The sequence below is a fragment of the Clostridium fallax genome, assembly GCF_900129365.1.
Taxonomy (GTDB): domain Bacteria; phylum Bacillota; class Clostridia; order Clostridiales; family Clostridiaceae; genus Clostridium_AH; species Clostridium_AH fallax.
In genome coordinates, this window is sequence record NZ_FQVM01000026.1 from 20,698 (window position 1) to 34,124 (window position 13,427).

At 23.9% G+C, this 13,427-nt stretch carries 9 protein-coding genes and 1 other annotated feature; of the genes, 8 read left to right on the top strand and 1 reads right to left on the bottom strand.

The window, feature by feature from the left end; translation table 11 throughout:
• The first annotated feature begins 48 nt into the window (after nt 1-48).
• The 8 genes from BUA70_RS10670 (at nt 49) to BUA70_RS13085 (ending at nt 12,450) form a co-directional block, all read left to right on the top strand.
• Nucleotides 49-2,175 (top strand): BglG family transcription antiterminator, encoded by a 2,127-nt coding sequence (locus tag BUA70_RS10670; protein ID WP_072897182.1) that lies wholly within the window; start codon nt 49-51, stop codon nt 2,173-2,175.
• 19 nt (nt 2,176-2,194) lie between these two features.
• Nucleotides 2,195-3,013 (top strand): transketolase, encoded by an 819-nt coding sequence (locus tag BUA70_RS10675; protein ID WP_072897184.1) that lies wholly within the window; start codon nt 2,195-2,197, stop codon nt 3,011-3,013.
• Between the two features lie 11 nt (nt 3,014-3,024).
• The gene (locus BUA70_RS10680) at nt 3,025-3,951 is read left to right on the top strand and encodes a transketolase family protein (protein WP_072897186.1); all 927 of its coding nucleotides are present in this window, start codon (nt 3,025-3,027) and stop codon (nt 3,949-3,951) included.
• Between the two features lie 361 nt (nt 3,952-4,312).
• Nucleotides 4,313-6,193 carry a molecular chaperone HtpG gene (htpG, locus tag BUA70_RS10685; protein ID WP_072897189.1) on the top strand — a complete coding sequence of 627 codons (1,881 nt, stop codon included), beginning with the start codon at nt 4,313-4,315 and terminating at the stop codon, nt 6,191-6,193.
• A 217-nt stretch (nt 6,194-6,410) separates the two neighbouring features.
• Nucleotides 6,411-6,664, top strand: a binding site (T-box leader).
• A 144-nt stretch (nt 6,665-6,808) separates the two neighbouring features.
• On the top strand, nt 6,809-8,155 hold the full coding sequence (gene brnQ / locus BUA70_RS10690) for a branched-chain amino acid transport system II carrier protein (RefSeq protein WP_072897191.1): 1,347 nt from the start codon (nt 6,809-6,811) through the stop codon (nt 8,153-8,155).
• A gap of 731 nt (nt 8,156-8,886) precedes the next feature.
• Entirely contained in the window at nt 8,887-9,672 is a 786-nt protein-coding gene (gene hdhA, locus BUA70_RS10695) for a 7alpha-hydroxysteroid dehydrogenase (RefSeq protein WP_072897193.1), read from the top strand.
• A 316-nt stretch (nt 9,673-9,988) separates the two neighbouring features.
• Nucleotides 9,989-11,845, top strand: a complete 1,857-nt coding sequence (locus BUA70_RS10700) for an FUSC family protein (RefSeq protein ID WP_072897195.1) — start codon at nt 9,989-9,991, stop codon at nt 11,843-11,845.
• Nucleotides 11,846-12,297: 452 nt separating this feature from the next.
• The gene (locus tag BUA70_RS13085) at nt 12,298-12,450 is read left to right on the top strand and encodes a hypothetical protein (protein ID WP_159429651.1); all 153 of its coding nucleotides are present in this window, start codon (nt 12,298-12,300) and stop codon (nt 12,448-12,450) included.
• A 300-nt stretch (nt 12,451-12,750) separates the two neighbouring features.
• Here the strand turns inward: BUA70_RS13085 and BUA70_RS10705 are convergent, their stop codons facing one another.
• Nucleotides 12,751-13,047, bottom strand: coding sequence for a hypothetical protein (locus BUA70_RS10705; RefSeq protein ID WP_072897198.1), 297 nt, complete (start codon nt 13,045-13,047; stop codon nt 12,751-12,753).
• Nucleotides 13,048-13,427 lie beyond the last annotated feature (380 nt).

Consider the following 13,427-nt stretch of genomic DNA (forward strand, 5'->3'; position numbering starts at 1 on the left):
TTATGGACTATGATTCTTTATAATAAAAGTAGAAAGGATTGAAACAATATGGAACTTAATGAAAGCTGTATTCAAATATTACAATATCTTGTAGACAAAAATGATTTTGTAGAGATAGATGAAATAGCGGAAAAATATAAAGTAACTAATAGAGCAATAAGATATAAAATAGATAAAATAGAAAAGTTTCTAATTAAAAATGGATTTGGGTATTTAGATAAAAAGTATAAAAAGGGAATAAAAGTTCCTAATGATGAAAATCTTAAAGAGTATTTAAAAAAATTTGTAGGAGAATATACTCCTTATAAATATGTATATTCTAAGGAAGAAAGATATTTACATATGCTTCTTAAATTACTTCAAAGTAATACTCCTGTAAAAATAAGATTTTTTGAAGAAAAATTATGTGTATCTAAAAATACTTTATTAAAAGAGCTAGACTCTATAGAACAGTGGCTAAAAGAAAGAAATCTTACCTTAATTAGAAAACCTAAAATAGGAATGATAGTAGAAGGAAATGAAATAGATAAAAGGAATGCAGTTGTAGATATAATATATAAATCAACATCTTCAGAGGATTTGTTAAATTATGTTTCAAGAAAATCAATTCAATCAAAAATAAACAATTTACAGTTTGATACGTTATTTTCAGATATTGATATAGATTTTATAGATGGACTTATAAAGAGAGCAGAAATAGAGCTTAAAAGAGAGTTTAGTGATGAAGCCTATGGCGGTCTTGTTACTCATTTATCAATAATGATAAAAAGAGTTCAACTTAATAAAGATATATATTTTCCTAACATAAATGAGGAAATGGCAAAGGAAACTAAGGAGTATGAGGTTTCTAAAGAAATAATTAAAAAAATAGAAAATCATTATAAAATTAAAGTGCCAGAAGGGGAAATAAGCTATATAGTAATACATTTATTAGGAGCTAAAGTTTTAAAAAATATATCTCAAGGGGAAAATAAATATAAAGATGGAGCCCTAAATAAAGTTGTTAATTTAATGACAGAATATGTAGAAATGGCTTATGGAATAAAATTTGATGAAGAAAAAGAAGGTTTAATAGAAGGACTAATTCTTCATTTAAGACCTAGTATATATAGAATTAAATATGGATCTAATCTTGTGAATCCATTATTTGACAAGATAAAAACTAAATATCAAGAATTATTTAATATAGTAAAGGCAGCCAGTAAATACTTAGAAGAATTTATAGGAAGTCCATTAAGTGAACATGAAGTATCATACATAGTTTTACATTATGGAGCAGCTTTAAGACTTTATGAACAAAGAAAAAGTAAAAAAGCTAAGATAATTATTGTTTGTGGAACAGGTATAGGAACTTCTAAGATGATAGCAGCAAGTATTTCTCAAAAATTTCAGGTAGAGATATTAGGTACATATGCAAGTAGAAATATAGATAGGACGATTGTAAAGTCTTGTGATTATATAATTAGTACAATTGATATACCGAATCTTAAAGAGGATGAGTATATGAAAATAAGTCCTCTCCTTAATGAAAAGGATTATTTAATATTAAATAATCATCTTTTACCTATAGTAAAGAAGGAAGAGGCAAATGATGAAATAGAAAAGGCTAATAGAATTATTAAAACTATAAAAAAATATTGTGATGTAAAAGATGAAGAACAACTAAGATATGAAATATTATACGAACTAAAAAGACAGGAAGAAAAGTTTCCAGAGGAGAAAAAAAATATTTCTATTTCAGAATTCATAAAAAAAGAGACAATAGAATTAAAGCTTAATTGTAAAGATTGGGAAGAGGTAATCTTAAAGGGAGTTGAACCTCTTAAGAAGAAAGGTTATGTAACTGAAGAATATGGAAAGGCAATAATATATAATTTGAAAAATTTAGGACCATATATGGTTATAGCTCCAGGAGTTTGTTTAGCTCATGCTAATTTACCACAGGAGATAAATAAAACTTCAATGAGTTTCATTAACTTAAAATATCCAATTAAATTTAATAGTAAATTTAATGATCCAGTAAAGATTGTATTAACTTTTGCAACAAAGGATAAAGAGGCTCATTTACATGCACTGTCTCAATTTATGGATATAATAAATAATCCTAATGATATACAAAAGCTTATGGATGCTTCATCTAAAGATGAAGTATTAAATATAATAAATAAATATTAAATAGAATGGAGGAAGCATTATGAGAAGAGAGGAAGAAAAGTTTTTAGCTGAAAAATGCAATAAAATTAGAAGATTAATATTAGAGGAAATACATAGTGTTGGAAAAGGACATTATGGTGGAAGTTTATCTATAGTAGAAGTTTTAACTCTTTTATATAATAAAGAAATGAATATAGATCCTAAAAATTCAAAGAAAGAAAATAGGGATAGATTAGTTTTATCTAAAGGTCATGCAGGTCCAGCTTTATATGCAGTTCTAGCAGATAAAGGATATATAGAAGAGAAAGATTTACTTACATTAAATAAGGAGAATACTCTTCTTCCAAGCCATTGTGATATGAATAGAACTAATGGTGTAGATATGACAACAGGTTCTTTAGGACAAGGAATAAGTTGTGCAGTTGGAATGGCTAAAGCTTCAAAAATAAAAAAGGATAATGCTTATATATACTGTATAGTTGGTGATGGAGAGTGTAATGAAGGACAAGTATGGGAAGCCGCTCTAGCAGCACCACAATTTAAATTAAATAATTTAATTTTATTTGTAGATTATAATAAGTTACAGTTAGATGGAGAAGCAAAGGACATAATTAACATGGATCCTATGGCAGATAAATGGAAGGCTTTTGGATGGTATGTACTAGAAGTAGATGGACATAATTTAGTAGAAATTCATGAAGCTATTGAAAAGGGGAAAAACCAAGATAAACCAATAGCAATCATATTAGATACTAAAAAAGGTAAGGGAGTTTCTCCTATAGAAAAGGCAGGGTACAAATGTCATAGTATGGGGCTTACAGAAGAAGAATTTAAAAATGCAATAGAGGAATTAAGATAGGGGGCTTTATTATGGAAATGAGAAAAGTATTATGTGAAACAATGGAAAACTTGATGAACAAACATGATAATATTATATTTATGGATGGAGATTTAGCAGAAGCTAATGGAACAATGCCTCTTAGAAAAGTATTTCCAGAAAGAGCTTTTGATACAGGAATAAGTGAGCAAAATATGGCTTCTATGGCTGCTGGAATGAGTGCTTATGGTATGAATCCTTATATATGTACATTTACAGCATTTTCAACAAGAAGAATATGTGATCAAATAGCAATATCAATGGCTTATGCTAAGCAAAATATAAAAATAATAGGAACAGATGCAGGAATAGCTTCAGAACTTAATGGGGGAACTCATATGAGTTTTGAAGATATCGGAGTTTTAAGAAGTATACCAAATGTAACTATTGTAGACCTTGCTGATGAGGTTCAGTTAAAAGAAGCTTTAATTGAAACAGTTGATCACAAAGGGGTACTATACTTAAGAATGCCAAGAAAAGAAGCACCTAAAATATATGATGAAAATTATAAGTTTGATTTATATAAAGGTGATGTTATAAAAGAGGGAACAGATGTAACTATTTTTTGCACAGGAATTATGTGTAAACCTTCAATAGATGCTTGTGAAATGTTAAAAAATGAAGGTATAAATGCTGAAGTAATAAATATACATACAATAAAACCAATTGATAAGGATATAATTTTAAATTCATTAAAAAAGACTAAAGCAGCAGTAACTTGTGAAAACCATAATATAATCGGAGGACTTTATAGTGCTGTTTCTGAAGTGGTAGCTAGAAACTATCCTGTATCAGTAGAACCTGTAGGAGTAGATGATCATTTTGGAGAAGTTGGAAGTATGAAATTCCTTTCAAAAAAATATAATATGACTGCAGAAGATATTGTGTTAGCTTGTAAGAAAGTTATAAAAACTAAATAATATAAAATAAACTAAAATATATTCATTTAAAATCAAAATTTAATTATTTAAAAGCTATTATAGGTTATACCTTTTATGTGAAGGTATAACCTATATTTATTTTTAAGTTGTAAAAAATTAAAATATTGAATATAGAAGATGGAATATTGACAAAAAATTCAGAATATGGTATATAAAAATTGTTATTAGCAATCTACTTGTAAGAGTGCTAATAATAAAATTTTTTAACTTTTTATTATTAACAAATGGATTTGAAAGGTATTTATAAGATAATTTACACAAAAATTATTTTATAAATATGATTATTTAAAAAATTAATTTATAAATTTTATGCTTTACATTTTGAAAGGAGAGATTTGACATGGAAAAAAAACAATTTAAAGCAGAATCTAAAAGGTTATTAGATCTTATGATTAACTCTATTTATACTCATAGGGAGATTTTTTTAAGAGAATTAATCTCTAATGCTAGTGATGCTATTGATAAAATTTATTATAAAACATTAGTGGATGATTCTTTAAGTTTTAATAAAGAAGATTATTATATTAAAATTACGCCTAATAAAGAAAATAGAACTTTAAAAATTTCCGATACTGGTATTGGAATGACAAAAGAGGAGCTAGAAGATAATCTTGGAATTATAGCTAACAGTGGTTCTTTACAATTCAAAAAGGAAAAAGAAGCTGAACTTGAACATGATATAATAGGTCAATTTGGAGTAGGATTTTATTCTGCATTTTTAGTTTCAGATAAAGTTACTGTTATAAGTAAAACTTTTGGAAGTGATAAGGCATATAAATGGGAATCAGAAGGAGTAGATGGATATACAATAGAACCTTGTGAAAAGGATTCTGTTGGAACAGATGTAATACTTAAAATAAAAGAGAATACAGAAGATGAAAATTTTGATAAATATTTAGAGGAATATGAATTAAAAGAATTAATCAAAAAATATTCCGATTTTATTAGATATCCTATAAAAATGGATATAACTAAAAGAAAACTTAAAGAAGGCTCTGAAAATGACTATGAAGAATATGTAGAAGAAGAAACAGTAAATAGTATGGTTCCTATATGGAGAAAAAATAAAAATGAGCTTACAGATGAAGACTATAATAACTTTTATATGGAAAAACATTATGGATTTGATAAGCCTTTAAAGCATATTCATATTAGCGTTGATGGTGTTGTAAGCTATAATGCAATCTTATTTATTCCAGAAAAAACACCATATGATTTTTATACTCAAGAATATGAAAAAGGATTAGAATTATATTCAAATGGTGTTTTAATCATGAATAGATGTGGAGAACTATTACCAGATTACTTTGCTTTTGTAAAAGGAATAGTAGACTCAGAAGATTTATCTTTAAATATATCAAGAGAAATTTTACAACATGATAGACAATTAAGATTAATTGCTAAAAACATAAAAAATAAAATAAAAAGTGAACTTGAAAATTTACTAAAAAAAGAAAGAGATAAATATGAAATCTTTTATAATTCCTTTGGAAGACAATTAAAATTTGGTGTTTATAGTGATTTTGGAGCTAATAAAGACTTTTTACAAGATTTATTAATGTTCTACTCTTCAAAAGAAAAGAAAATGGTAACTTTGGAAGAATATATTTCAAGAATGAAAGACGATCAAAAATATATTTATTATGCTGTAGGAGATTCCATAGATAGAATAGAAAAATTACCGCAAGCAGAATTTGTTTTAGACAAAGGATATGAAATTCTATACTTTACAGAGGATATAGATGAATTTGCTATAAAGATGATGATGAAATATAAGGATAAAGAATTTAAATCTATATCAAGCAGTGATTTAGGAATAGAATCAGAAGAAAATAAAGAAGAAATTTCAAAAGAAAATGAAGAAAATAAAGATTTATTTTTAGAGATGAAAAATATTTTAAATAATAAAGTTAAAGAAGTTAGGGCATCAAAAAGATTAAAAAATCATCCAGTATGTATATCTAATATAGGTGAAATTAGTATAGAGATGGAAAAAATATTAAGTGCTATGCCTAATAATGATAATCTAAATGTAGATAAAGTTTTAGAAATAAATACTAATGGAGATGTATTTAAGGCTTTAAAGGAATCCTTCGAGAAGGATAAAGAAAAATTTAAATTATATACTAATTTATTATATAATGAAGCATTACTTATAGAAGGATTGCCAATAAAAGATCCAGTAGAGTTTACAAATGATATTTGTAAATTAATGAAATAGTAAAAAATTAAATATTAAAAATTAATAATATCCTGTAAAATATATGAATTAAAAATTATTTTATAGGATATTATTTTTAATATTATATTAAGTAATTTTATATAATATTAAAAAATTAAAAAATACAAGTTAAATTTATTAAAATAATATATTTATTTAATAAAGTATATTGACATTCTAATTTAAAAGGTATAATATTTAAAAAAACAAATTCTAATTAAATTCTATGAAGAGAAAAAGTAAATTATATTTTTGTTCTAAAGAGAGTTGGTATTTTGCTGAAAGCCAATGTTCAATATATATTTGAAAATCATCTCTGAGAAGTAAAGCTGAAATATAGTAAGCTTTATCGGAGTTTCACCGTTAAAAGAAAAGCGTATTATTAGTACGTATTAGAGAGCTATAAAATATTTATATATTTTTTTATTTTATAGAATTAGGGTGGTAACGCGATTAAACCTCGTCCCTTTTATTAGGGATAAGGTTTTTTTTATATATTTTTTTAAAATAAAACTAATATTTTTAAATATCTAAGGGGGATTTTTTATAGACATAAAAAGAGATATTATTATGAAATACTAAATGATTTAAATTGTACATATAGGGGGAAGTTAAATGAATAAATTATCAAGAAAAAATTTATTACTTATAAGCTTAATGCTTTTTTCACTATTTTTTGGAGCAGGAAATTTAATTTTTCCACCATTTTTAGGACAACAAGCAGGTAGTCATACCTTTGTAGCGATGTTAGGGTTTTTTATTACTGCAGTTGGATTTCCTATTTTAGGGGTTATTGCAGTAGCAAAATCAGGAGGACTTCATGGACTATCTAAAAAGGTGAATTCTAATTTTGCAATGGTATTTACAGTTTTAATATATTTATCAATAGGACCTTGTTTAGGAATTCCAAGGGCAGGAAGCTTACCTTTTGAAATGGCAGTAGCACCATTTTTACCAGAAGGATTAGTTTCTAAATCACTAGCATTATTTATATATACTTTTATCTTTTTTTCAGTGGCTTACTGGTTATGTTTAACACCATCTAAACTAGTAAATCGTATGGGAAAGGTTTTAACACCTACATTATTAATTTTAATATCAGGAATATTTATAGCTAGTTTATTTAAACCATTAGGGGGATATGGAAGAGCAACAGGAGAGTATATAAATTCACCTTTTGTAAAAGGATTTTTAGATGGATACTTAACAATGGATACTATAGCAGCATTAAATTTTGGGATAGTAATATCTTTAGTAATAAAAGAGAAGGGGATTAAAGATGAAAAATCTATGATATCAAATTCCATAAAGGCAGGAATAATAGCAGGAAGCTTATTAATAATTATATATTTTATGCTTTCACATTTAGGAGCTACTAGTGGAGGAAGATTTGGAGAAACTAGTAATGGAGCACAAACTTTAGCTAATATAATGCTATATATTTTTGGAAAACCAGGGGTTGTATTACTTGCATTAATTTTTACTCTTGCATGTTTAACAAATTCTGTTGGACTTATAATTTCTTGTAGTCAATATTTTGTAACTATAGTTCCAAGAGTGAAATATATAACTTTTGTAAGAATACTTACAGTTTCAAGTATGGTTCTTGCTAATATGGGACTTACAAAAATTTTATCAGTATCAGTTCCAGTATTAAATGCAATTTATCCAGTAGCAATAGTACTTATTTTATTATCTATTATAGATAAGTTTTTTAAGGAAAGCTCAATAGTGTATGGATTTACAATTTTATTTACTGCTATAGTAAGTATATTATATGCATTAAGTGGAGCTGGAGTCAAAGTACAATTTTTGAATAATTTATGTATGAAATTACCACTTTATTCACAAGGACTTGGTTGGATTTTACCTTCAGTAATAGGATTAATTTTAGGGATTTGTATAAATTTATTTAAAGATATTCGTAAAGATAGATCTTCACAAACTGATAGAGCAGCATAAATTTATAATATTTTAATACTCTTTAAATTATTTTTAATTAAAAATAATTTAAAGAGTATATTTTTTATAAAAAATTATAATAAAAATATATTAAATATAATAATTAAGTTCATTCTAATTTTTTATAACTAATAGAATTAAACAAGAGTTTTTATAAAAACTTAAAAATAAATTTAATAATTATTTAAACAATATTTTTATTAAGATAAGATTTATAAGTTATGATGAACTTATAATTTAGAATATAAAAAACAAAGTTTAAAAGGCATTTAAAAAAATTTTCTGTGTAAATGCTTTATTTTGTATTAATATTATCATTTTTTTAATTCATATTATATATTTGACAGTATAAATACATAAAAAATGATATGACTTATGACATTTATTTCCTAGTATAGATTTTTATAAAGAAAACAGAGGATAGTCTTAACATATATGAAGATGGATCTAGTAAAAGAAATTATTTAGACTTAATAAGTATAATGTCATAAGATTAATGAAAAAGTTATAACATGTAGAATTTCTTTGCTTTAATATAAAGATTATAAGTAAAGTTTTAGAGGTTACTTTAAATTAAAAGTATATTAAATAATAAAAACAGTTTAATCATATAAATTAACATAACACCTTTAATATTAGTTAGTTAGAGTAATATAAATATTTAACAGGATAAAATATGAAATTTTTATAATTAATTATAAAAACTATAAATAATTTATGAGGTGATTATTATGAAATTAAAAAATAAGGTAGCGCTTATAACAGCGTCCACAAAAGGAATAGGTTTAGCCTGTGCAAATATTCTTGCTGAAAATGGAGCATTAGTTTATATAGGTGCAAGATCAGAAGAATTAGCTAAAGAAGTTATAAATAATATTGAAGAAAAAGGCGGAAAAGCAAAGTTTGTTTATTTTAATGGAAAAGAAAAAGAGACATATACAAGTATGGTAAATCAAGTAATTGAAAATGAAGGTAAATTAGATATTCTTGTTAATAATTATGGAGTTACAGATGTTAGATTTGATAGAGATGTTGTTAAGGGAGATTCAGATAAGTTTTTTGAAATAGTTGAAGGAAACCTACAAAGTGTATACTTACCATGTAAAGCTGCCATTCCTACTATGATTAAAAATGGAGGAGGAAGTATAGTAAATATCTCTTCTATAGGATCTGTAATACCTGATTTATCTAGAGTAGCATATTGTGTATCCAAGGCAGCAATAAATTCTTTAACTCAAAATATTGCAGCACAGTATGCAAGATATAATGTAAGATGCAATGCTGTATTGCCAGGATTAATAGGAACTAAAGCAGCATTAGATAATATGAGTGATGAATTTATAGAAGGATTTTTAAAACATATTCCGTTAAATAGAATAGGAGACCCTTGTGATATAGCAAAAGTTGTATTATTTTATGCTTCTGATGATTCATCTTATATAACAGGAGATATAGAGGAAGTTGCAGGTGGTTTTGGAAAGGTTACACCACAATATAGTGACTCAGTTCATGAATAATTATATTAAATAATTTTAGTATGGGTTATTTTATAAGACTCTAATTATAGAAATATTTCTAGTTATTATATAATTAACTTTAGAGTGCAATTTTATAATAATTAGGAAAGACCTTCTTTTGTTAAAAGAAAATTAGTTTTTAGCTAAATTTAAAAATAAAAGAAGGTTTTTATTTTCATAAGATTTTAATAGTTATTATAAAGTCTATAAATATAATATAACTTTTTAATTTCAATATGAATTTAAATTCATATTGAAATGTAAATATACTTGTGGTAGTATTGTTTCTTGCATACTTTAATTGGGGGAAGGAAATATGGATAAGAAAAAAATATTATCTAATACAGTTATGTTCATTCTAATTGTAGGATTTATTAGTCTATTTCAAATGATTTTCGGAAAAGATAATACTTTAATAGGAGTTACTATTATAACTTTAGCTTTAGTATTATTAGAAAGAAATTTAACTATAAATCCTATAAAAAATTTATTTAAATTATTAACAATAAACCTTGGCACTTTAGTATTTGCAATGGCAGCTAATTATAATGTTTGGTTAGGGTTATTTATAAATTTTTTATCTTTATTTATAATAGGATATTTATTTAGCTATAATTTAAGAAAGTCTATAGTAGTTCCATTTGGTCTTCAATATCTATTTATTTTATTTTCACCGGTATATGGACAATCTCTAAATAAAAGAATTATAAGCCTTATTTTTGGTAGTTTTTTTATAATGATTCTGCAATATTTATTTAATAAAGATAAGGTTTATAAAAGTGGAGTAAAAATAATAAATAAATTGGTTGAAGATATATCTTTAAAAATTAAATGCCTAAAAGAAAATAAAGATTATACTAGTATAGATTTAGATATAAAAAATTCTATTAATGATTTAAAGAAATTAATTTATGATAAGAGGTTTAATAATTTTCATTTAACATTAGATGGAAAATTATTAACAGACATATTATTCTCATTAGAAAGAATTAGTATACTGTTAACTAATTTATCAAAAGAATGTAAGGAAGAAAATTATTATACATACTTAAATAAAATAAATAGTTTATTAGTAGAATCTACAGATGAAAGTTTTAAAAATATTATTCAAGAAGAAACAGAATTTAATAACAATTTTAATCTCTATATCTATGAAATAGTTGAATCTATAAATTACTTTAAGAAAGATATGAAAAAATTATTAGATTTAGATAAAAAAAATCGAAATTATATAGAAAAAGAGAAAATAGTACCACAAAAGTTTAAAAAGATATTTATACATAAAAAAAATTTAAATATAGATTCTATAAAGTTATCTTATGCTATAAGATTAGGTATTGCTGGAGCTATTACATCTTTTATAGTTTGCTATTTTAAACTTTCTGAAGGAAGATGGTTAGTTTATACAATTTTTTCATTGATACAGCCATATTCAGAAATGTCTAAGAGAAGATCAAAAGAAAGAGTAGAAGGTACTTTAATAGGAATTTTAATAGTATTTATTTCTTTTGCTTTAATAAAAAATACTAACTTAAGATTTTTAATTGTATTATTAGCAGGTTACTTAAATCCATTTGCAGTAGGATATAAAAATTTAATTATATGTGTTACTGTATCAGCAGTAGCATCTGTATCTATTTCTGGTAATACTACAAAGTTTGCTTTAAGCAGAATTATTTTTGTAATTTTAGGAGCTATTATATCTTTATTAATAAATAAGTATGTATTTCCTTATGAAATTAAAGATGGAAATAAGTATTTAGTAAAAACTTATAATGATATTATAAAAGAATTATTTTATGATGTTCATAGTAATATGTGCGAAAATAGTATAAAAAGTTTATTTTTAATTCCTGCATTTATAGAGGAAAGAATGGAATTAACTAATTTTGGCGCTAATTGTGATAAGGAAAGAGAATTTATATATAATCAAAGAGTTTTAATTAATAGCATATATAGATATTATTTATTAAATAAAAAATATAATTTTAATAAAGAATATGTCATATCCTTAGTAAACAAATTAAAAAGTTTGTTAGAAAATGATAGTTATAAAAATATAGAAATTAATTTAGAAAATAAATATTCAAAAGAGGAAAAGATTTTCATATTAAATATCATTGATATATTGAATAATTATGAAAATGTTAATAAATTAAGTAGTTCCTTTTAAAAATAATTATGGATTTAAATAAAACTTTGGGATAAACTTTTTATAAATTAAGGTTATCTCAAAGTTTTATTTTTAATTTTCCTTTAAATTTTTATCAAAACTAGCAGAATCTATAGTTTGTTTCCAAGAATCCCAAGGTCATATACCAAAGAACCATTTATAAGACATAAAAGGTATTATACCATCATGTTTTATAACTTCAGTAGGGTTTCTCCAATTTGTTATTAAAGTCATCATACTTTTTATTGCAACATTTTTATATTTAATATCTACATTTTTTCTATTTCTGATAAAGTTTTATTTGTGTATTTTTTAAATAATTAGTATTTTATGTGAAATAATAATCTCCATTAGCTAATAAGGAATTGATTTTATTATTTTCTTTATTTAAATCATCTTTTGTAAAAGTATAACTTTAAGTTAAAAAAGTTTTAAAAATCTCTTTTGGAGCTATGGGATATTTTAAATTAGAAATATATGAATTATTATCTATAGTTGTTTCTACGTCATTACTATATTTTATATTAAATTTTGTTTCATCTGTGGAAAGAAACTACCAAGTAGATCTAATTTTTGGGAAATTAACTGTTATTTCATTTATATAAGCGTTTACTTAAATCATAGCCATCTAGTTTATTTAAAATTCTTTTATTCCAGCTTAAGTTAAGATTCAAATTTTTATTAGTATTATTTAGAATTTCTGTTTTTATTAAAGCAAGTCCTATTAGTTTGAAATATGAGATTTAATTTTAATATAAAATCATCCAAGGTATAAATTTCACAAAGTCTACCAGAATAATAATCAAAGTTTACTTTCTTACTAGTACTTAAGTCATAGATGGTATTATTATCTATATTTTTTATAGTTATTTTATTTATTGAATCTGAAAGATTAACAGGAGATATTATTCACCTATTATAAAAGGTCCTACAAAACCACCATATAGATTGGCACAATCTCTTTTAGGAAGATAATATCCATGCCAAATACATATATAAGAAAAATTATTAAATTTATTTGTACCATAATCATCGTAAGTTTTATTTGTTGGATTTCCTTTAACATCTAAAATATTTTTAAAATCATCTATTTTACTATAATTATTATCTTTAGCTAATATATTAATATTACTTATGCTAGAAATTAATGTTGTAGTTAATAAAAAAGATAGGAAATAATTATTCTTAAATCTAAAAGTCATAACTTAGTACTCCTTTACAGATATTTTTAAGTTTTATACTTTGATTAAGATATGGAAGGTTTAAGTTAAGATTTATAATATCATCTTTATAACAATTTAAAACTAAATAGTTATATGAAGTTATAATTTTTAGATTTAAATTTAAAAGAGTTTTATTTATACATCCTATTCATGCTACTTCTCTTACCTTCATTATAGGTGTATGTAAAATATTTTCAATATAAAAATAATTATCTTATGTCATAAATTTATTTATATAAGATTAATAGGTTAAAGTAATTCGTTAAATTTATTTTAAAAAAAATTTAACAAATAATAGTATAGAGGGTATAAAATAAATATATATAATTAAAGTATTTTAATAGGAATAGTGGAAATTG

Bases quoted from the DNA above. Each gene is read 5' to 3' on its own strand.
- BUA70_RS10670 (WP_072897182.1), top strand. From the start codon at position 49: ATGGAACTTAATGAAAGCTGTATTCAAATATTACAATATCTTGTAGAC.
- BUA70_RS10675 (WP_072897184.1), top strand. From the start codon at position 2,195: ATGAGAAGAGAGGAAGAAAAGTTTTTAGCTGAAAAATGCAATAAAATT.
- BUA70_RS10680 (WP_072897186.1), top strand. From the start codon at position 3,025: ATGGAAATGAGAAAAGTATTATGTGAAACAATGGAAAACTTGATGAAC.
- htpG (WP_072897189.1), top strand. From the start codon at position 4,313: ATGGAAAAAAAACAATTTAAAGCAGAATCTAAAAGGTTATTAGATCTT.
- brnQ (WP_072897191.1), top strand. From the start codon at position 6,809: ATGAATAAATTATCAAGAAAAAATTTATTACTTATAAGCTTAATGCTT.
- hdhA (WP_072897193.1), top strand. From the start codon at position 8,887: ATGAAATTAAAAAATAAGGTAGCGCTTATAACAGCGTCCACAAAAGGA.
- BUA70_RS10700 (WP_072897195.1), top strand. From the start codon at position 9,989: ATGGATAAGAAAAAAATATTATCTAATACAGTTATGTTCATTCTAATT.
- BUA70_RS13085 (WP_159429651.1), top strand. From the start codon at position 12,298: ATGGGATATTTTAAATTAGAAATATATGAATTATTATCTATAGTTGTT.
- BUA70_RS10705 (WP_072897198.1), bottom strand. From the start codon at position 13,047: ATGACTTTTAGATTTAAGAATAATTATTTCCTATCTTTTTTATTAACT.